At 40.3% G+C, this 20,435-nt stretch carries 17 protein-coding genes; 8 read left to right on the forward strand and 9 right to left on the reverse strand.

Features of this window, described 5'->3' with window-relative positions; genetic code table 11:
- Window positions 1–145 precede the first annotated feature (145 nt).
- Together AB9K32_RS03270 and AB9K32_RS03275 are read left to right on the forward strand one after the other, a co-directional pair.
- Window positions 146–5,905, forward strand: coding sequence for an ATP-binding protein (locus AB9K32_RS03270; protein ID WP_369884335.1), 5,760 nt, complete (start codon window positions 146–148; stop codon window positions 5,903–5,905).
- Window positions 5,898–6,944 carry a response regulator gene (locus tag AB9K32_RS03275; RefSeq protein ID WP_224837079.1) on the forward strand — a complete coding sequence of 349 codons (1,047 nt, stop codon included), beginning with the start codon at window positions 5,898–5,900 and terminating at the stop codon, window positions 6,942–6,944. The genes AB9K32_RS03270 and AB9K32_RS03275 overlap by 8 nt, the downstream gene beginning before the upstream one ends.
- Here AB9K32_RS03275 and AB9K32_RS03280 read toward each other — a convergent pair.
- Window positions 6,936–7,694, reverse strand: a complete 759-nt coding sequence (locus AB9K32_RS03280) for a LytTR family DNA-binding domain-containing protein (RefSeq protein ID WP_224837080.1) — start codon at window positions 7,692–7,694, stop codon at window positions 6,936–6,938. The two genes, AB9K32_RS03275 and AB9K32_RS03280, sit on opposite strands and share 9 nt — an antisense overlap.
- Before the next feature lie 86 nt (window positions 7,695–7,780).
- Between AB9K32_RS03280 and AB9K32_RS03285 the strand changes: the two genes are divergently transcribed.
- The 6 genes from AB9K32_RS03285 to AB9K32_RS03310 all read left to right on the forward strand — a co-directional run bounded on the left by AB9K32_RS03285 (window position 7,781) and on the right by AB9K32_RS03310 (window position 11,732).
- Window positions 7,781–8,422 carry a peroxiredoxin gene (locus tag AB9K32_RS03285; protein ID WP_224837081.1) on the forward strand — a complete coding sequence of 214 codons (642 nt, stop codon included), beginning with the start codon at window positions 7,781–7,783 and terminating at the stop codon, window positions 8,420–8,422.
- A 332-nt stretch (window positions 8,423–8,754) separates the two neighbouring features.
- Entirely contained in the window at window positions 8,755–9,492 is a 738-nt protein-coding gene (locus AB9K32_RS03290) for a cysteine hydrolase (protein ID WP_338194474.1), read from the forward strand.
- A gap of 142 nt (window positions 9,493–9,634) precedes the next feature.
- Complete coding sequence (locus AB9K32_RS03295) at window positions 9,635–10,000, forward strand: GNAT family N-acetyltransferase (protein ID WP_369884336.1); 366 nt, start codon at window positions 9,635–9,637, stop codon at window positions 9,998–10,000.
- Between the two features lie 14 nt (window positions 10,001–10,014).
- On the forward strand, window positions 10,015–10,572 hold the full coding sequence (locus tag AB9K32_RS03300; RefSeq protein ID WP_252079474.1) for a sigma-70 family RNA polymerase sigma factor: 558 nt from the start codon (window positions 10,015–10,017) through the stop codon (window positions 10,570–10,572).
- Between the two features lie 133 nt (window positions 10,573–10,705).
- Window positions 10,706–11,119, forward strand: coding sequence for a nuclear transport factor 2 family protein (locus tag AB9K32_RS03305; RefSeq protein ID WP_224837085.1), 414 nt, complete (start codon window positions 10,706–10,708; stop codon window positions 11,117–11,119).
- 124 nt (window positions 11,120–11,243) lie between these two features.
- Window positions 11,244–11,732 carry a YHS domain-containing (seleno)protein gene (locus AB9K32_RS03310; protein WP_369884337.1) on the forward strand — a complete coding sequence of 163 codons (489 nt, stop codon included), beginning with the start codon at window positions 11,244–11,246 and terminating at the stop codon, window positions 11,730–11,732.
- Window positions 11,733–12,007: 275 nt separating this feature from the next.
- Here the strand turns inward: AB9K32_RS03310 and AB9K32_RS03315 are convergent, their stop codons facing one another.
- The 8 genes from AB9K32_RS03315 to AB9K32_RS03350 form a co-directional block, all read right to left on the reverse strand.
- Window positions 12,008–12,559 (reverse strand): thioredoxin family protein, encoded by a 552-nt coding sequence (locus AB9K32_RS03315; protein ID WP_369884338.1) that lies wholly within the window; start codon window positions 12,557–12,559, stop codon window positions 12,008–12,010.
- Between the two features lie 153 nt (window positions 12,560–12,712).
- Window positions 12,713–13,789, reverse strand: a complete 1,077-nt coding sequence (locus AB9K32_RS03320; RefSeq protein ID WP_369884339.1) for an alkene reductase — start codon at window positions 13,787–13,789, stop codon at window positions 12,713–12,715.
- Window positions 13,790–13,964: 175 nt separating this feature from the next.
- Entirely contained in the window at window positions 13,965–14,954 is a 990-nt protein-coding gene (gene gap / locus AB9K32_RS03325; RefSeq protein ID WP_369884340.1) for a type I glyceraldehyde-3-phosphate dehydrogenase, read from the reverse strand.
- Window positions 14,951–15,562: a pyridoxamine 5'-phosphate oxidase family protein gene (locus tag AB9K32_RS03330; protein ID WP_224837090.1), complete on the reverse strand. Its 612-nt coding sequence runs from the start codon at window positions 15,560–15,562 to the stop codon at window positions 14,951–14,953. Before AB9K32_RS03330 ends, gap begins: the two co-directional genes overlap by 4 nt.
- A 79-nt stretch (window positions 15,563–15,641) precedes the next feature.
- Window positions 15,642–18,803, reverse strand: a complete 3,162-nt coding sequence (locus AB9K32_RS03335; RefSeq protein WP_369884341.1) for a M1 family aminopeptidase — start codon at window positions 18,801–18,803, stop codon at window positions 15,642–15,644.
- A complete protein-coding gene (locus AB9K32_RS03340) occupies window positions 18,800–19,675 on the reverse strand; it encodes an ABC transporter ATP-binding protein (protein ID WP_369884342.1) in 876 nt (291 codons plus the stop codon). Before AB9K32_RS03340 ends, AB9K32_RS03335 begins: the two co-directional genes overlap by 4 nt.
- Window positions 19,676–19,696: 21 nt before the next feature.
- Complete coding sequence (locus tag AB9K32_RS03345; protein WP_014034008.1) at window positions 19,697–19,900, reverse strand: helix-turn-helix transcriptional regulator; 204 nt, start codon at window positions 19,898–19,900, stop codon at window positions 19,697–19,699.
- A 3-nt stretch (window positions 19,901–19,903) separates the two neighbouring features.
- On the reverse strand, window positions 19,904–20,413 hold the full coding sequence (locus tag AB9K32_RS03350) for a DUF2975 domain-containing protein (protein WP_293295627.1): 510 nt from the start codon (window positions 20,411–20,413) through the stop codon (window positions 19,904–19,906).
- Between the last annotated feature and the right edge of the window lie 22 nt (window positions 20,414–20,435).

Here is a 20,435-nt window from a genome sequence, read left to right on the forward strand (position 1 = left end):
TGTTGGATTTTATCATTTTTCAGTATTCTTTCCGTTGTTTTGGACTCCTTTTAAAAAGTGCGATCTTCTAAACGTTACGGTTTACCTTCTTAACGTATCCTATAATCACGTATAAATGAGTAAATTGTAGTCCAATACGTACCCAATGAATCGGATAAGAATAAAAGATGTAGATATTGAGTGGAGTTTGCATCCAGATATCTGGAAAATTGAGGAAAAAGGGACCTCCCAACTTGCAACCGTCCTTTTGCAACAATTATCCAAGACCACTTTGTTCGAGCAATTTGCAATAAATAAAATACAAATATTGCCTGGCAATAGGGTGATCTATCAAATACCGGTTCCTGAAAAAAAATTTCCAATAGCCCCTAAAACAGACAAGGATTTTGAGTCTTTTCTAAATCGAACAATTGTATTGGCTTCCGCCATTTCGGAAGTACATAAATCGGAATACTGTTTTGGCGTTTTACAGAACAGTAGATTTATGGTGGATTCGGATGGAAAATTGCTCATTACGGGTCTCAGTTTGTTTCAAAAAGAGTACGCCAAAAGTGACTTGGCCGCTTATCAGGATGATGATTTCTTTTTTATGGCCCCCGAATTTAGTACTCGTAGTAAGCAAAGACCAGATTTTAAAGCTGATCTGTATGGATTTGGAGCGCTGATGCATTATTGGCTAACCGGAGAACATTTTTTTAAAGCTGTAGACAAGCAAGAAGTATTGCACAAACATTTAACGGAACCATATGATGCCTCTATAAACACCCTTTGGAAACATACGGGTATCCATCAGATCATCAATGCTTTGTTGGAAAAGAAGCCGGAAAATAGGTACCAGTCGGCACAAGGGGTATTGAGGGATCTGGAAAACTTAAAACATCAATTCGGCAAAGGAGAATTTGATGTTTCCCCAGAATTGAGCATCAATTTTAATCCTGGGGTAATTCGCATTTCTGATACCATTCTGGAACAAGAAGCTGCCCTCCAGCAATTAATGAAGGTTTATCGGGATGTGCGAAATGGACCTGCTTCCGTAGCGTTTGTGGAAGGAGCGGCCGGTATAGGTAAAACATCTTTGGCCAAGGCTTTCGAAGCTGAAATTACCGATTCGGATACACTCTTTACCGTAGGCAGTTTTGATAAATCCCAATCCACCCCATATAGTGCATTCCAAAAAGCGTTTAAAAACATAGCACAGCGAATACTGCTTAAATCAGGAAAGAGCCATTCCGAGATCCGGGACATTTTTATAAATGGACTAGGTTCCGATCTATCTGCATTATTTGAGGTTATCCCCGATTTAAAGGAACTTACCGGGAAACTACCGGAACCAGAATCCTTGAATCCATTGGAAACAGGAGATCGTTTTGTAAATCTATTTGCACGGTATTGCCGAACATTGGATGGAATCGGTTTAAAACGGGTGATTTTTATAGATGATGTACAATGGAGCGATCTATCCTCCCTTAAACTTATAGAATATATGGCGTGGGCACCGCTCCACAGGGTGTTGTTTGTGCTATCCTACAATCCGGAGGGACTAACAGAGGATCATCCTTTGCTCAAATTTCAACGCTCTTTGGTGGCGGGCAAAAAGAACGTGCCTGTAATACGTTTAAGTCCATTGAGCCAAAAGGCCACTGAGCAAGTAGTGGCCGATGCGCTTTCCGAAGAGCAAAGCAAAATCCATGACCTTGCAGTACTGGTTCACAAAAAAACCAACGGAAACCCTTATTATATAAAACACTTCCTGTATTCGCTCCACGAAAATAAAGCTTTGACCTACGATACCGTGGCCCAACGATGGCAGTACAATCTGAGTAGTGTAAAACAGCAAGATTTAGCTGAAAACCTCTTGGCCATCTACGAAAAACAATTGTCCCTGCAATCGTATCAGGCCCAAGTTATACTTAAAATTGCCGCTTTTGACAATGGAAACTTTAATATTCCATTATTGATTTCTATGAGTGGTTTTCCCCAAGAAATCGTTGTTCTGCTTTTGGAACTGTTGACCGAAGCTGGCCAAATTTCAAAGTTGGACGCTACACCAAATCAGTTTGTATTTAATCACAACAAGATTCAACAGGCTGCATTGCACCTTGCCATTCCTGGGTTCGATGTTTCTTTTGAAGAGCTGCACTATGGTATTGCGCTATTTCATATGGAGAACAAAGGAATTGTCGATGCCATATCACTAAATCAATTTGTAGAGCATTTAATAAGTTCAGGAGCTCATATACAGGATAATATCGTTCCCGTTGCTCTTGGATATATTTTGGAAGCGGCACAATTGGCAAATAACTCAAACTCGGCATTAACGGCAAAACAAAATTTGAGTTTTGCACTAGATCTTCAGACTAAATTTAGGACAGATAGGTATGCCTACGAAGTGTTGTTCGAAATGGCAAAGGCGTCCTACCTTTTAAAACAGGTGGAAGAGGGCAGGGTATATGCTGATAAGGCAATTAATAATGCCCCTGATGATTATAAAAAGTGCGAAGTTCATTTGCTGAACCTTACATTTTTTGAAGCTTACTCTTTATATAAGTCGAATACCCAGGAAGGAATTAGGGCGTTGAAGGTATTGGGGTCCAAAATGAACCTTTTCTCTAAACCTAGTGAAACCAAGAGTGCATACCTCAAATTTATTGAGGTGCTGCCTACGGATTTTAATAACGATTTATTGGGTAGTGCAGTATATACAAAGAAAGACCGGTATGCTTTGGAAATTATGGTGAATATGTGTACTTCCGCCAAGCGGATAGATCATACTCTATATACCCATCTTTTATTTGCCATGGGCGAACTTATGTTTAAAAAAGGTTTCAGCGATTCGTCTCCTTTCATACTGGTACATTTAGGATCGCTTTTGTGCCACCGATATCATGAATTTGAACTGGGCGAGAAACTTAGCTCTCTTGGTTTAAAAAGGTTGCAATCGGAAAAGCCGGGTAAATATTTCTCCAAAACCATGTCCGTTTATCATATGGCGATGGGTCCGCTTATGGCCGATTACCAGACTCTGGAAACACAACTGGATGAAGCCATCGCTTATAATGTGGATCGAGGGGACTTTTATGGGGCAAGTAGCCTGCAATATGCCCAAATTAGAAACCAATTGCTCTCGGGCACTAATCTGTTGGAATTGCTCAGGGTCTGTAACGATACGATAGATTCCTTCAGCATACATGGCAATACAGTCCATTTGGCCCAAATACAAGGCATCAAATTTATTTTGCAAAGATTGATCGGGAACGATACCGGCACCTTAAACACAGCAACAAAGGTCCTGCAGTTATTGGAAGATAGTAATTGCAGGACCGCCATTGCAAGTTTTCACATATTTTTAGGTTGGGTAGATTGTATTAAGGGAGATTATCAAAAAGCCTTAGCCCACTTTAAGGACCATCAAAAAGAATTGGAACATCTGATTTCCGAACCACAATTTTTTAAATATCAGGTTTTACGGTCCGTATGTGAATTAATGGTCAATAGCAACCCAACATCAAAAGTTTTGGGAGGAGTTAAGGGAAGGCAGAAACAACTAAGTGGTTGGGCGAAGGCCGCATCGCACAATTTTTGGGCAGAGTACCAAATGGTAGAATTGTTACTAGCTTGTAAATCGGGAGATTATACCAATATGTCCGAGCAGATAGAACATATACTGCTTTGGACACAGAAAAATGGACAATTCCATATTAGGGCCATGTTTTGCGATATAATTTCAAGTACCCTACCAAAAAAAGGATTTGTTTTTATAAAGCAAGCCTTAAAAAATGAATCCGAAAAAGCCAAAGCAGGATGGGGCATTCCTTTGCAGGGTAATGAGTTCGACGGGAATTTTGAAGAGAAGGCAAACACCCATTCCCAGCACATTAAAAATTTCGATTTTCAAAGTTTGATCAAGGCCACGCAAACCATATCGGCAGAAGTGAATAGGGACCGTCTTGTGGAGAGTTTATTGCAGATTGTGATGGAAAATGCCGGAGCGGACAAAGGAGCACTGGTTTTAAGAAACGGGACCTCTTTACATGTTACGGCCTTTATAGATCTTACTGTTCCAACAGAAGCACAATTTTCGGAGAGTCCTCTCGAAGATTGCAGAACATTGCCCATTAGCCTAATAGAACATGTAGCAACGACTAAAAAGGAGCTGTGCATTGATGATTTAACCGAATATTGTGCCAATTCAGAAGATCTGACAGTAGATTTTAAGGGGTCGCTGCTGTTACTTCCCTTAATAAAACAAAGAGATCTGGTAGGAGTACTGTACATTGCCAATAGCCATATTACAGGAATGTTTACAGAAGGAGGACTGGAAGTATTACGAATAGTTGCGGCACAAGCAGCAATTTCCATTACAAATTCCACCCTTTATGAACAAGCCGTTACCTTAAACAATGAGTTGGCGACCTCCCAAAAGGAACTGGCCAAACTTAACCAGGCACTGGAAGAGAAAATTAAAAATAGGACCCAGCATTTACGCCACGAAATAGAAATGAGAAAAGAGGCGGAAAGGGACTTGATTTTTGCCAAGAACGATGCCGACAATGCCAACCGTGCCAAATCACAATTTTTGGCCAATATGAGCCATGAGATCCGTACACCTCTAAATGCAATTGTTGGATTCTCTCAGATACTTACCAATCAAAGCAAGTCACTTGATCTAACCAATTCGTTTCGTAGGTATTTGAACAATATTCATCAAAGTGCAGAATCACTTTCCGAGATAATCCAGGACATATTGGATTTATCCAAGATAGAAGCAGGCAAAACCGCCCTTTTGCAAGAAGATATGGATCTTAGGCAGCTGTTCTTTTCGGTATATAGGATTCAGAATAGTATGGCAAAGTCCAAGGATGTAAAGGTAATCTATGGTCTGTCTCCGGGAACACCAAGATATGTGCGTTCCGATCGTGGTAAAATAAAACAGATCCTTATGAATATTTTGGGCAATGCGGTAAAATTTACCCCGGCATCCAAGAACGTGCACCTGGATTTGCGTGTAGATAACGACTTTTTGATATTCCGAGTAGCTGACGAAGGTATAGGGATTCCACAGAAAGACCTCGAACGAATTTTTGAACCCTTTACACAATCCGATGCGGGCAAGGACAGAAAATACGGCGGAACAGGGCTTGGGTTGGCAATTACCAAAAGCCTAGTGGATATTTTAAAAGGAGAGCTTAGTGTGGAGAGTACGGAAGGGGAAGGAACCATCTTTACGATCAAGATACCCTATTTAAAGGCCACGCCAATGCCATTCGATAATCCCGAGACCATTATGGCCAACTATAGGATACCTTCCAAAAGTAAAATTTTGGTAGTGGAAGATCAATTAATGAACCAAGAAATGATCAGGGCCCTATTTGCCGAGTTGGGATCGGAAATTTTACTGGCTTCAAACGGTAGGGAAGGTGTCGCCATGGCAAAGCAATATGACCCCGATATTATTTTTATGGATATTCACATGCCGGAAATTGATGGTTTTGAGACCTTAAAGTTGATTCGAGGCTTTAACCTGGATATACCCATAATAGGCTTGTCCGCAGATGCATTCAAAGAACACCAAGATGCTGCCGTAGATGCAGGTTTTACCGCTTACCTTACCAAACCCGTAAATGTACCCAAGCTCGTGGGACTTCTAAAAAGTTTCCTTCCAGAAGTGTCCTGTACAAAATCAACTGGCAAAACGGTTCTGAATGATCAACAACAACATCAAAAAGAGCAAGCGCTGGAAACCTTGCGAAAACTGCCCATTTTTGAAACGGAAAAATTGGCTGCAGTCGCAGAATCCTTAAGTGAAATACTGCCTGCCGGAATATTGAATAAATTGGAGGATGCCATTTATACAGGTGATGAAGTAGCGTTACAGAATTTTTTAACGAATACATTAAATGTATAAGGATACTTCTATTTTGGTTGTGGATGACAACCGACAGGTATTGGAACTGGTAAACCATGTCTTGGCCGAAGTAGGCTATAACATCTCTTTTATCCCAAAAGGACAGTTTTTGTTCCAACGATTGGCAAGCCAAAAATTTGATTTGGTACTGTTGGATATCAACCTTCCAGGTGTTAGCGGTCTGGAACTCTTGCAACAGGTCAAATCGGATTCTGTTTATAAATCAATTCCGGTAATCATTATTAGTGCTGAGGAAGAAGATGAAACTTTGGCAAAATGTTTTGATCTTGGAGCAAGCGATTATATCAAAAAACCGATTCATCACGAAATTCTAAAAGCTAGGGTTCAGTCCGTTATTTCGGCATCTCGATTCCATCAAAATGCGATCCATCAACAAAAACAGGAAGCCTTGCGAGCCCGGATGAAGATGTTGTCCTCCCAAATGAACCCACATTTTATTTTCAATTCCCTGTCGTCCATCCAAGAATTTGTACTGGCAAACGAAACCGAAAGGGTATTGGATTATCTATCGGAGTTTGCTGGATTAATGCGACAAAACCTGGAGAATTCCATGCTTGCCCATATAACTCTATCCAAGGAGCTACAATTTTTGGATACCTACTTAAAACTGGAAAGAACCCGCTTCAACAATATATTCGAATATAGGATTGATATAGATGTTGAGGCTCCGGAAAATATTATGATTCCACCTATGCTCCTGCAGCCCTATCTGGAGAATGCGATTATTCATGGTCTTCGTAAATCCACTGGACCGGGAAGGTTGCTTTTAAAGGTTAGGGAAAAAGGGAATACCATACATTGTACAATAGAGGACAATGGTATTGGAAGGGCATTGGCTTCGGCTATCTCGGAGAGCCGGCATAGATCTATCGCCATGTCCAATATTGAGGCGCGCCTAGAACTCTTGAACATGGAATTTGGACAGGATTTGTTCAGTGTCGAGGTCGTGGACCTGGAAAAGAAAGGTAAGCCTTCTGGTACAAAAGTAGAGCTCTGCTTTCCAAACGATTTACACTAATTTTTTTAGAAGGGCTTCCTTTTTCCTCACCGATACATCCACATGGGATCCATCTTTTAAAACAAGATACCCTCCTTTGCCCTTAACATATTTTTCTACATGGTTAAGGTTGACCATATGGGATTTATGTACCCTGAAAAAATTAAAGGACTCCAATAAAGGTTCAAATTCTCCCAAAGGTTTGGAAACCATGATCATTTTTCCGTTATCCAGGTAAAAGTTGGAATACACATGGTTGGCTTCTACTCGCAGTAATCGATTGGCTTCCACAAAATCAATGCCTTCCGACGAGCGTAGGGCTATTTTGGTATAATTATGGTCCTGCAATTTGGTATTTTCCCTAAGTACCTGATATTCTTCTTCCCTAGAGGGTGCCTGCTTGGCCAAAATTTTACCTGCCCGAGATACAGCGTTTTTCAGTTCTTGAATGTTTATGGGCTTTAAAAGATAATCCAGTGCAGCATACTTAATGGCATTTATGGCATAAAGATCATGTGCTGTTGTAAAAATCACTTCAAAATTAGGTTCCGGAAAATGGTCGAACAAGGTAAATCCATTGCCCTCGGGCATTTCAATATCCAAAAACACCAAGGCAGGCTGTTCCGTGTTGATCAGGCCCACAGCTTCTTCCACAGAAAAAGCATCGCCAACCAGCTCAATATTAGGGCAAAATGTAGTCAACATCTTTCCAAGAATATCATGGTGACGTTGTTCATCATCCACAATAATGGAACGGATTTGAAGGGTCATGAGCGGTTTGGTTATAATTATAGCTCTAAATATAGAGTAATTTGAAGAATTATTTCTAATTTGTACTCATAATCAACCGTTTGTAAATGACTTTAGGCATTGGTAGTTTGGCGCCCGATTTTAAGGCAGTCACCACAGAGGGAGAAATCCAATTTTACGACTGGTTGGGTGAGTCTTGGGGGTTGTTTTTTTCTCATCCAGAGGATTATACGCCCATTTGTACCACCGAACTGGGCATGGTAGCACAATTGGAAGAGGAATTCGTGAAAAGGAACATGAAAGCTATTGCGTTGAGTGTTGATGACCTGGATTCCCATTTGGGTTGGAAATCGGATATTGAAAATTCCATGAACGTTACCGTGAGATTCCCAATTATTGCAGATGCAAAGGCCGAGATTGCCCATAAATTTGGAATGATCCAACAAGGTGCTTCCGATAAAAAAACAGTGCGGTCCGTTTTTATAATAGACCCTGATAAACGGATACAGCTTCATCTTACCTATCCCATGTTCATCGGTAGAAATTTTGATGAAATATTAAGGGCAATAGACGCACTGCAACTACATGCGGAACACCAGGTACTTACACCGGCCAATTGGAAGCCAGCTGATGATGTTATTATAGACCCATCCATGCCCGAAGAGGAAAAGGAAGCTAAATTTCCGGACAGAAAGGTGCAGGGAGCATCGTATCTTCAATTTTCCAGTGATCCATCCAAGAAGAAATAATGCGATTACTTGTAGTATTATTTTAGGCCATTTCCATGTTTTGTTTTGTTTTTAAAATTTGTTGGAGTATCCTTCACTGGTTTGGTATGGCTCTTATGTTGAATGGTATCCAATCATAAAAAAAATCTTCCACCGTTGCCATGTCGGTAATTTCCATTGCTCAGATAACTGTGCAGTGTCCAAAAAACCAATTTTGAACGGTTTTTAATTTTAAATCAGGACAAAACCGCAAAATCAGAACATAATGGCAAATTTCAAATAAAATGGGTCTTCCCATTTTGTGAGTTTTACAGTGTTATAAATCAAGAAATAAACCTGTAAACAAAAACATTATGGAATCCATCAACTCTACGGAAAGAGCAATTTTAGGTAAAAAGGAAGCACAGCTTCCGGTAACCGGTTTTGAAATAGACCGGCATACGGCGATCGTAATTGTTGATCCACAAAACGATTTTTTAAGCCCTGAAGGGGTTGCGTGGGGGGCGGTGGGCCAAAGTGTTATGGAAAATAACACCATTGAAAATATTGAAACCCTGTTTAGATTAGGTGCGGAAAACGGTATCCATGTATTTGTGTCACCGCACTATTATTACCAACATGATCATGGATGGCGTTTTGAGGGTGCATTGGAGAAATTGATGCACAATATCAATATGTTCGATAGGGGAGATCAATTGAATGTAGAGGGTTTTGAAGGTTCCGGGGCAGATTGGCTTCCCATTTACAAGCCATATATCAACAACAAAGAGAAAGTTACCGTTTGTGGACCACATAAAGTATTCGGTCCGGAGAACAACGACTTGGTACTTCAGCTTAGAAAGCAAAAAATCGATAAAGTGATACTTGCCGGAATGTCCGGAAACCTATGCGTGGAATCCCATATGCGAGAACTTTTGGAATGTGGATTTGAACTTGCTGTGGTAGGCGATGCCACAGCCTCTGCCAAACTCCCTGGCTTGGACGGGGACCAAGCGGCACAAACCAATTATGCCATGATGGCAAGCGAGATATACACGACCAATCAACTCGAAGAAATTTTGGAATCACAAAAGAGCCTTGCCGAAGATTGATTTAAAGAGATAGAAAACAGAGAAGTTTAATAAAAGTTCTGGTTAGTGTTTGTTTAGTTGAAATGGATGGGAGGTACGGCTCCGTATCTCCCTTTCATAAACCGATGGATAAATTAAAACTACAGATTAAAAAGTATGGGTCATGTTTAATAACACCAATATCAATAGACTGCCATTGGTATTTAAAAGTGACGATGGCAAGAACTATTTCCAATTTCATATTCGTGGTCAACTTGCTTCTTTGGAGTACGATATGATCGGAGAGCAACAGATTAATTTAAAAAAGCTCGAAATCAGTAAACATCTAAATCGCCCAGAGGTCGGAAATGCTTTGATCGAAAGGGTTTTGGAATACTCTTTAAGAGCGGATTATACTGTTGTGCCGACAAACCCAGAGGTTGTGAAGTTTATACAAAAACGCCCAGAGTATAAAAAACTCCTATCGGCCAATAATAGCAGTATAGATTTCCATCAAAAGAAAATCCGAGAACACAAAACACTATTTTAAAAATAACCGAAGCCATGAGAACAATAACAGAAAAAAAGGTTCAGTTAAACCCTGAACTATGGTCCGTACAACATAAAACCTATCTTTTTGCAATGGCCAGGCGAAAGCTGCCGGAAGCTGCCATAGAGGATGTTGTACAAGATACATTTTTGGCAGCTTTGCGCTCTGCTCCTCGATTTAAGGGACAATCCACGGAACGTGTTTGGCTAACTTCCATATTACATCATAAGATCATGGATTATTATCGAAAAGCCTACTCCCGCCAAGGAAAGGTTATGCACGATGCCTTGCGATTGTCCGATCATCCCAATTGGTACGAATTGGAAAATCAGACAAACAAACCCGATGATGCCGAGATAATCGAGTTGCTCAATGCAGATGAACTGATCAGTGTTTTTAATTCGGGACTAAGTGTTTTGGGCAATAGGGAAAAAGAGGTACTTCGATTAAAAATGAAAGGATACAGCACAGAAGCAATCTGCAACACATTGGATATTGAAAGGGTAAATACCTGGGTGGCGCTCAGTCGGGCCCGAAAGAAAATGAAATCCTATTTGAACGAGAACTGGTAAAACAACCCGCGTCCGATTATGCAAAACATTTGGTTACATATTCAATTGGCACTTTGCCGTATCGGGATAGCTTGTATGGGAGCGTACCAAAGGATTAGGTACAATAAACAAAAAAGACACAAATCATAATAAAATGACAGAAATAAAAACGCCGGTGCCACCTTTTACCGAGGAATCCGCAAAACAAAAAATACAACTTGCCGAGAATGCGTGGAACAGTAAGGACCCTATACAAATATCACTGGCCTATACCGTGGATAGTGAATGGCGTAATCGTTCCAGTTTTGTAAACGGACGGGAGGAAATACAACAGTTTTTATCGAGCAAATGGGAAAACGAACTCGATTATAAGCTAAGAAAAGAATACTGGGCCCATACCGATAATAGAATTGCCGTACGGTTCGAATACGAATACCGCAATAAGTCGGGACAATGGTATAGGGCATACGGCAACGAGAACTGGGAGTTTAACGAGCATGGTTTAATGCAAAAACGTTTTGCCAGTATCAACGATATGCCAATTGATGAGCACGAAAGGTATTTATAATCATCAGCAGTATCAAATACCGAAAAAATAGTCTTCTCTAAAGTTCTGAATCAAAAATAATTCAGCTCTATTAAGGCTGCTAGTTAGAAGTAACAATTAATCTTAAATAGTACACATGAAAACAATGAATTCAATCAAAATTCGGAAAACCATCCTGGGAATTAGTTTCTTTTTGCTTTTTGGACTGGTTTTGACGCATGCCCAATCTCATAGTTACAGTACGGACGATAGTATGATCGCCCTGGACGGTTATAGTGCTGTATCCTATATGGATAAAGGGAAAGCAGAGATGGGAAAAAAAGCCTACAAGGCCAGTTACGATGGACTTACCTATTATTTTACCGATCATAAACAATTGAAGAAGTTCCAGAACAATCCCAAAAAATACAAGCCTCAATATGGTGGTTGGTGCGCCTTTGCCGTTTCACTGGGGGGCAAGTACCGTCCTAATCCCAAAAGTTTCCGTGTGGTTAATGGAAAACTATACATGTTTACGGTAAACTTGGAAGGCGATTTTGTACAAGTCTGGGAAAAAGAAGGTAAAGCCAAGCACATTGCACAAGCCAATAAGAATTGGCAGACCATGAAAAAATTTACAACATTCGCTCCATAAATCTCTTCATTTTAGTTTGGTTTACTTTGAAGACCGTCTTGCCGACTACCCATACTTCTTATTTATAGGTCGGCAGGCGGTTTTTATTATTACTCAGATTTCATTACAGGCCAAAAAAATCCAATAGTTTATTTAGAACCCGTAATGGTTTAAGAGGACATTCAGTAGTATGGACAAAGTGAAAATAAAATAGGGAAATACAACGTCTATTCGGGGTAAACACATTAAAACATTAACCCGTCAACTCTGACCATATCTATTTCTAATGATTCCGTCTACTTCCATTTAATACTGCAGCCTATGCTTGGATATTGTACCTTGGTAATGTCTTTGTTGTTCAACATAGCATCCAAAGCATTGGTTAGATCTCTTCCGGATGCAGTTCCCATATTTGGCCTCGATTCATCAAACCGACCTCTGTAGGCCAGTTTCAGGTTATCATCAAATACAAAGAAATCTGGAGTGCATTCCGCCTGATAGGCCTTGGCAACTGTTTGGGTTTCGTCATACAGATAGGGGAACGAATAATTCAAGCTCTGCGCAACATGGGTCATCATCTCTGGTCCATCTTCAGGAAAGTACTCCACATCGTTGCTACTAATGGCAATAAACTGGATACCCTTGGCCTGATACTCATTGGCTACTTCCACAAATTTATGGTTGATATGGTGAACAAAAGGACAATGGTTGCATATAAAAACAACTACTGTAGCTGTATTTGACTTTAGTTGGGATAGTGATAGTTGCTTTTTTGATACGGTGTCAAAGAGAGTGAAATCGGGAGCTTTGGTCCCTAATTCCATCATGTTGGATTGTGCTAATGCCATGATATTTGGTGTTTTTAGTGATAGACGACCTGTGGAAACCAAACTTGGTTTCCACAGGTCGTCCTTAAATCAATTAATAATTAATGGTCTATTGGAGTTCGATATTTATATCCCTCGATGCTTTTGGGGATTCCAGAAATCCCCTATTTCCAGTTAAAATTCCCAATCAATATAACCTTCAGGACCGGGGGAATACAGTAAATCTGGATTTAAAGGTGTCAACTCTTCGTTGTGCTTTAATTTATCTATCAAGTTGGGATTGGCAATAAAAGGACGTCCAATATAAACAAGGTCGTAACCATCTTCGAGAAGGTTTTCCGCTTTAGTTGCAGAATCTACGTCGCCGCCACCGATCATGGTACCATTAAAATTGTCGCCTATGGTCTTCCATATTTGGGTCGCAAATTCTGGAGCTGCCATGGCTGAACGTTGATCGGCAATATGTATGTAAGCAATGTTCTGTTTCGATAATTCTTGAGCCAAGTACGTGTACAGACTTACGAGATCGTCATATTCACCCGACATACCATTTACGACACCATAGGGTGAAAAACGAATTCCAACTTTGTCCGGGCCGATGGCTTGCACAACTTTTTGAACGGTTTCCAAAACAAATCGGCCCCTGTTTTTGTAGTTGCCGCCATATTCATCGTTTCTTTGATTGGTTTTTGGATCAAGGAACTGTTCCAAAAGGTAACCGTTGGCACTATGGATTTCAATGCCGTCAATTCCTGCCTCGATAAGTTTCTTAGAGGCAGTAACGTATTCGTTTTGTACCTGTACGATATCCTCAAAAGTCATTTCCCGGGGTATATCGTGTGGCTGCATTCCTTCCTGATCGGTGTACATTTCCATTTCGGTGAGCGGTACAACCGATGGGGCAATGGTCTCACCACCGTTAGGAAGGTTTAAGGATGCAGAAACGCGTCCGGTATGGAAAAGCTGGACAAACATTCTTCCTTCGTTTTCATGTATACCGCGGGCGATATTTTTCCAACCGTTTATTTGTTCTTCGGTATAAGCTCCAGGTATTCTGGGATATCCAGTTCCATTTGGGGATACGGAGGTAGCTTCGGATAATATAAGTCCGGCACCGGCCCTTTTGGAATAGTATTCCTTCATTAAATCGTTTGGAATGTTATCGATGGCCCTGCTCCTCGTCATTGGGGCCATTACGATCCGGTTTTTCAATTTTGTTCCGGACAATTCAAATGTTTCAAAAACTTTCATTTTTTGTATTTTGATTAATATGATTTTTACGTAGTTGCTATTCTATTTTTGGAATCGGTGGCATACCCCACTCTATGCCATTTTTCAGGATTAAGAACAAGTCAGTGAGTTATAATTGGATTGCCTCCGTTTTCGCTATGTTGAAAAACTTGAGGGATTTCCAATTGATTTTAACTTAGAGTTGTTTGATCAGACGAACCATTTGATGCGTAAACCCCCATTCGTTATCGTACCAAGCCATTACCTTGAGTAAATCACCATCTACCACCCTGGTCATGTTCAAGTCTGCGATTGAGGCGTATGGGCTGCCAATAATATCCGAAGAAACCAAGGGCTCTCTCGTTGTAGACAGTACTTCTTGGTATCGCTCAGTGGACGCTTCGCTTTCCAAAATTTCATTAATCTCCTCTGGTGTTACAGGGCGTTTGGTAACAAAGGTCATATCCGATATGGAGCCTACTTTTGCCGGGACACGTATGGCAACGCCATCAAACTTATCCGTAAATTCCGGTAAAGCTTTGGTTGTGGCGATGGCAGCACCAGTACTGGTCGGAACCAAGTTATCGGCGGCCGCCCGTCCCATACGATAATTTTTAGGGGAGGCACTGTCCATTAAACTTTGGCTTGCGGTGTAGGCATGCACTGTGGTCATGATCGCTTTGTGTATTCCCACCCTACGACTCAGGATTTCAACAATGGGGCTAATGTTGTTCGTGGTACAACTGGCACAAGAAAAAATGGAAGTGTCTCCCAAAGCTGAGCTTACCCCATGGACCACCGTTGGTACATCTTGACTTTTGGTGGGGGCAGAAATCACAACTGTTTTTGCGCCGGCCGTAATATGCTTTGATGCATCTTCACTTTGGGTAAAAATACCCGTACTTTCGATAACTACGTCAATGTTAAGATCTTTCCACGGAAGGTCTTCAGGATTTTTTTGGTTAAAGTAGGTGATCTTATTGTCATCCACCTCCAAGGTATTTCCTGAAACCGATACATTGTGTTTGTAGGGCCCGTAGGTACTGTCATACTTTAGAAGATAGGCCAAGTTTTCAATAGGTAAAATATCGTTTATGGCCACTAGGGTCAGTTCTTTCGATTCGAGAATTACTTTGAGCGAGGCGCGACCTATTCGCCCCATTCCGTTTATCGCTATTCTTTTCATTTTAATGTATTTAATTTATTTTCCAATTCTTTTATTCGTTGTTTTAGTGGCTGTACAATTTTATCCACTTCATCGGAGGTGTATCGCTGTACGATGTGTTGCGGGCAGTTAACATCCACTGCTTTGATTTTAAATATAATGGCACGTTCTACCTTGGCCGGGTAATCTTCCATGGTCAAGGATTCCATTAGGGTGGCATCCTCCATTTCCACATGGGCCTCTCCCCAAATTTTTACCCTTGTTTTGTTCGGGTAGTCCATTAAAAAAAGAAATGCTTTAGGGTTATCGGCCAGATTGCCCACACTGATGTATTGACGGTTTCCTGAAAAATCGGCAAAAGCGATGGTTGTTGGGTCCAATATTTTTAAAAAACCTGGCGCCCCACCTCGATGTTGGATGTAGGGCTGTCCCTCAGGGTTAGAGGTTCCCATATAAAAGGAATCCCGCTTTTTTACAAAATCGATTATAGGCGGGGTCAGTTCCTTTAGCCAACCCCTGCCGGTCTCCATTTGAGCATAACTTTTTCTTGAACCGTTTTTTTCCTGAAGTTTTTTTACGGTTGAAGTAAATGCAATGTCGGAGGTGAATTCCCCCTGCTGTTTTTTCATACTAATTGGATTAAAGGACACTTTTTATTATCCTATATCCTTAGTATGATTTTAGGCGAAAACCTGACAAAGGCAATCTTTATTGAAACAACGATTTAATTTTGGAGTGATAAATTGGGTCTGCTACCTCCAGAATAACACTTAACAAATCCGTGGATATAGGCTTATTATTAGGGTATCTATTGTTGCTCAAAAAGTTTTTCAAAGCTTTATTCAATACCGATTCACCAATCAGTTCACTCAGCTCCACAAATACAAGGGCACCTTTTGAGTAGGCCAAATATGTTTCGCCCGGGGCAACTTTTAGTATAGACTTTCTTTGGTTAAAACCTTTTTCGGCATCGTAGATCTGTTGGTGAATCGCTAATCGCTCCCACATTTTATCCCGACCGTACATCTGTTTGTAGATCATCATTTCCGTATACATGGCCAAGCTTTCGGTAAGCATGGAATATCCTTCCCTAAAATCGGGCTGTATTTGATGGGTGCCCCACCAAAAGTGGGAAACCTCATGTCCGGCGAGTTCATTGATAACATCTTGTTGTTTTCCTGCGGTCAGGTTCGCATTGAAGGTCATATGTTCGGTTAGGAATATAGACCCGGGGTAAGCAGTACCCGCAAATCCTTGCGTAAAAGAAGATACTTCTGCATAGTTAACCGTTTTAAAAGGATATGGCCCAAAATATTTTTCACAGTAATCTAGTGTTAGCTTCGTATTTTCTATTAAATGTTCCACATTCGCGCTATGCTCTGGATGATGGTAAACCCTAATGTCGATATTATGGTGCTTTACACTCTTAACTTGATAGTCTGCCGAGGAAATTGCAAAACGAAACGGGATGGATTGAGCGGCATACGCAAAGTAATTTCTTTCCCCTTGCTGCCATTGCTTTTTTAACTCTCCGGTCCCCACAGCTACTTGATCGCCAGTGGTGGAAATTTGTATGTTCAAATCTATGGCATCGTTCAAGTATTTTTTAGGAGCTTCCAATTTTGTAAAGCTTGTGCCAAGCGAAAGGCCATACTTGGCACGCGAAATGGAATCTTTTATTTCCCTATCGGAGTCATATCCAAATTGGGGATAATACCTGCTGATCCTCATGAACGAACCATTTTCGATGATGGCATTAAAGGAATCGTGACCGTTCACAGCAAACCATTGATAGTCCAATTTAAATTGTAACTGGACGGAATCGTTGGGTTGTATGGGGTGGGGAAGGACCAGTTCTGAATTTGTATCGTTGAGCTCAAAATTTTCTTGACCGTATTGAAAAACCATGGACCTGATTTTCATTTCCTCAGGGACACTTATTAAAACTGAATCAATAGGCTGGTCGTGTTTATTGACCAAAGTATATTGTCCTTCGATGGTATAAGATTGCTCATCAGGGTATAAATGTACTTTGGTCTGTACCTTTTTTATCGTGGGTTGTGCCATGTTTTGGTACTTCCTAAACTGTTTTTCATACATCAGCTGGGCATTGATAACTTCCTCTTTTTCTTTTTTAGGATGATAGTTCCTCAGGTAAATAGAACTGCAGACAAGCGCAATCATCAAGGATAGAACCACCCCGACCATAAGCACTTTTCTATCCTTGTTATTTCTTTTAAAATAATACCCCATGAATAGTAGCATCAAAATAGAAAAACCAAAGACCAAGCGCAATGAGTAGGGGTTTACATAGTCGCCAAACCCAATAAATTCACTATAAGAACCTCTATAACCGGAAAAAAACCGAAGCAATGAACTAGTAAATATACTTTTGGAGATGGGTGTTGCCAATACCAAAAAACACAAAATGGAAACACCAAGAGCTATTGATTTATTTTTGCTCAACAGATTGATCAAAATCATGAAAAGGCCAAGTAGTACTAAAGGGAGTGTGTTGAATAAAACAGCTCCAAAGTAGGCCCGAGCATCAAAAATTAGATGTTTAAAAAAAACTTGAAAGGCTAGTGCCTCTACAATGATGATAAGTGTTAGGGTGGTCAGTAATACCGCAATGCTACCGATATGTCCCACTAATTTTTGCGTCGCATAAAAGGTTGTTTGCTCTAAAACGGAAAACCTACTTGAGTTACTCCGCCAGAAAAGATCATTTACAAAATAAACGGTAAACAATGTGCCCAAAGGGTAAAACGTACTGTTGATGGTTTGTACTAAAAGACCAGAACTTGCATACATTTGAGGTATTCGAATTCCTTTATTGATATCATCATACATTTCCACGCCAACATAAAAAACCAAGAGTAGGACAGTGGCTATAAAAGGTATGCTTTTAAAGATATAGATGGTATCCACCTTTATAAACGATAATATCGCTTTCCACTTAGATTTTTTATTGAATTCCGTAACCGCGGTGGCAAATGGATTTATGGAAGGTTTTACACCCGTAATTATCAACTTTTTTCTACTTTTTTTCTTGAATTTTGGAAGAAATGAAAACGACCGAATCCCCAGAAGTAACATACCAAAGGCTAAGACAATACTAGCCATTCTGTTAATGAGTAAAAGATTTGACAAGGGTACAACCTGGTAATTTCTTTGCTCAAGGCTCAAATCCTTGGCTTCAAAAAAATAGCCCGACAAGCCAAAAATATCCACTATGGCAGAAATGCGTTGAACAAACAGGGATTGTGGCATGGCCTGTGCCATAAACGGTGCATTGGAGAATAAGAGTGTAATCATGTACAACACGTAGAGCAGCACCCCAACAATGGCCACCATTAGTTTATTCTTGTACGATTGCGCCACATAAAATAACACACTGCAGATAACCAACGTGTTGACGACTCCAAATATTAAAAAGGGATATGCAAAATGCCAAAATTGGAAACCAGGATTCAATAGCACATCTTTGGCCAAATGAATGCCTAATACATAACCTGATATAAGACAAAAAAAACCGAATAATGTGAGTAGGTTAAACGATAAAAATCGAGCAAAGGCAAATCTGTTTTTCGCTATTGGCGTTGAGAAAACTATTAGTTCGTAGTTGGCATCCTGTTCTTTGAACAAAAGAGGAAAAGCCAAAACGGTGGCAATTAAAATGATTGCCAAACTCAAAAGACCGATCATGAATCCAACAGAATAGGATGCGTTGACCGCAAGTTCATCTCCCACCGAGATATTGAACTTATAACCGGTTAAGATACCGATACCCAAGAAAAAGGCAATGGCTATATAGGTGGTTTTCTGCCTAGCAAGGGTTTGCAAGTCGTTTAGAAGAACAGTTTTCACGATGCAACTTTGTTTAGGTGGGCAAAATAGGCGAGTTCAAGACTAGGTTCGATAGGAGTAAAACCAGGTGGGCAGTCCGTTTCAAGAACAGTGATGTGCATTGTTCTTTCCACCAACTGCTTGTTTATGACATGGTAGTTGGTTTCCATTGCCGACAGCTCTTCCTTAGTTGTAGGTTTACGCCACAATTGGCCTTCCAATTGTTTCAAATAGTTTTTTGGGGCGTCTTGGGATACTATTTCGCCCTTTTTGATTATTGCCATTTGCGAACAGAGGTTTCTAACATCCTCCACCAAATGGGTAGATAGAATGATGATGATATCTTCGCCAATATCGCTGAGCAGGGAATTGAATCTATTTCGTTCTTCAGGGTCTAAACCTGCGGTTGGCTCATCCACAATTAAGATTTTAGGATTTCCCAATAACGCTTGTGCCACTCCAAAACGCTGTTTCATGCCCCCGGAGAAGGTATGTACTTCCTTATCTTTGTAATCCATCAAATTAACTTTATCCAATAACCATAGTATTTGGTCATGGCGTTGTTGCGAATGGTTAACCCCTTTCAGCTTGGCCAAGTGTTCCAATAAATGATAGGCGGATACCTTTGGGTACACACCAAAATATTGAGGCAAAAAACCCAAATGCTTTTGGATATCCAGCGGGTTTTGAACGACGTCGGCACCATTGAAGCTGATGTTTCCTTCCGTTGGTTTTTGCAGTCCAACAATGGTTTTCATCAGGGAAGATTTTCCAGCACCATTGGGCCCCAAAAGTCCAAATATTCCGTTCTGTATTTCTAGATTTAAGGCAGTAAGTGCCCTGTACCCATTGCTGTACACAAGGGATACATTATCGATTTTTAATGTATTCATGATTAAAATATGTTGGAAGAACTATGCTACATAGTCAATAATATCTCCTGGTTTACAGTCCAAAGCCTTGCAAATGGCCTCTAGGGTTTCAAAGCGTACACCTTTAGCTTTTCCATTTTTAAGTATGGATAAATTGGCCGGGGTTATTCCAATCTCTTCGGCGAGGTCCTTGCTCTTTATCTTTCGTTTGGCGAGCATCACATCAATATTTATAATAATCGGCATAACTTAGATATATAGATCTTGTTCGTTTTGTAATGACAGTCCTTGATTGAAAATTTCTGAAATAATAAATATAAAGACCCCTAAAACAAGATGTAACGCTACAATAATGAATATTCCTTTATCGATCTCAATAAAGAACGACGAAAAGGCAACGAGCACTATGGGGAAAATCAAATTAGCTGCATAAAACCGCTTTAAATGTGCAACATTGGGTTGGGTAAAAAGTTTTTCCCGGTAGAATACTTTAAATACATTGGAGAGCAACCAAAAAAATAAGGTGTAAGACGAAACAGGCAGTAAAAAGGCGAATAAAAAATACGACCAGTTGTTGTCCAATATTAAAAAAGAAACATCGCTAAAGGGATAATTGATTATGGCCCGTGTATCCTCTGTGCGAATATTCGTTTTTGTTAGCCAAGCAAAGCCCCCGTACAATGCAATTACCAAATATATCCAAGCGAGACTTCTGGTAATGGCGTACAATATTGTAGATAGTACTCTTGTTTTTTTCATTGGTTAGATGATAAATGTTTCT

It is taken from the genome of Allomuricauda sp. XS_ASV26, from assembly GCF_041224615.1.
GTDB lineage: Bacteria > Bacteroidota > Bacteroidia > Flavobacteriales > Flavobacteriaceae > Flagellimonas > Flagellimonas alginolytica.

Excerpts from the sequence above, each read along its gene's own strand:
- AB9K32_RS03270 (WP_369884335.1), top strand. The coding sequence starts at position 146 with ATGAATCGGATAAGAATAAAAGATGTAGATATTGAGTGGAGTTTGCAT.
- AB9K32_RS03275 (WP_224837079.1), top strand. The coding sequence starts at position 5,898 with ATGTATAAGGATACTTCTATTTTGGTTGTGGATGACAACCGACAGGTA.
- AB9K32_RS03310 (WP_369884337.1), top strand. The coding sequence starts at position 11,244 with ATGAATTCAATCAAAATTCGGAAAACCATCCTGGGAATTAGTTTCTTT.
- AB9K32_RS03340 (WP_369884342.1), bottom strand. The coding sequence starts at position 19,675 with ATGAATACATTAAAAATCGATAATGTATCCCTTGTGTACAGCAATGGG.
- AB9K32_RS03285 (WP_224837081.1), top strand. The coding sequence starts at position 7,781 with ATGACTTTAGGCATTGGTAGTTTGGCGCCCGATTTTAAGGCAGTCACC.
- AB9K32_RS03280 (WP_224837080.1), bottom strand. The coding sequence starts at position 7,694 with ATGACCCTTCAAATCCGTTCCATTATTGTGGATGATGAACAACGTCAC.
- AB9K32_RS03330 (WP_224837090.1), bottom strand. The coding sequence starts at position 15,562 with ATGAAAAAACAGCAGGGGGAATTCACCTCCGACATTGCATTTACTTCA.
- AB9K32_RS03305 (WP_224837085.1), top strand. The coding sequence starts at position 10,706 with ATGACAGAAATAAAAACGCCGGTGCCACCTTTTACCGAGGAATCCGCA.
- AB9K32_RS03350 (WP_293295627.1), bottom strand. The coding sequence starts at position 20,413 with ATGAAAAAAACAAGAGTACTATCTACAATATTGTACGCCATTACCAGA.
- AB9K32_RS03295 (WP_369884336.1), top strand. The coding sequence starts at position 9,635 with ATGTTTAATAACACCAATATCAATAGACTGCCATTGGTATTTAAAAGT.
- AB9K32_RS03315 (WP_369884338.1), bottom strand. The coding sequence starts at position 12,559 with ATGGCATTAGCACAATCCAACATGATGGAATTAGGGACCAAAGCTCCC.
- AB9K32_RS03300 (WP_252079474.1), top strand. The coding sequence starts at position 10,015 with ATGAGAACAATAACAGAAAAAAAGGTTCAGTTAAACCCTGAACTATGG.
- gap (WP_369884340.1), bottom strand. The coding sequence starts at position 14,954 with ATGAAAAGAATAGCGATAAACGGAATGGGGCGAATAGGTCGCGCCTCG.
- AB9K32_RS03345 (WP_014034008.1), bottom strand. The coding sequence starts at position 19,900 with ATGCCGATTATTATAAATATTGATGTGATGCTCGCCAAACGAAAGATA.
- AB9K32_RS03320 (WP_369884339.1), bottom strand. The coding sequence starts at position 13,789 with ATGAAAGTTTTTGAAACATTTGAATTGTCCGGAACAAAATTGAAAAAC.
- AB9K32_RS03290 (WP_338194474.1), top strand. The coding sequence starts at position 8,755 with ATGGAATCCATCAACTCTACGGAAAGAGCAATTTTAGGTAAAAAGGAA.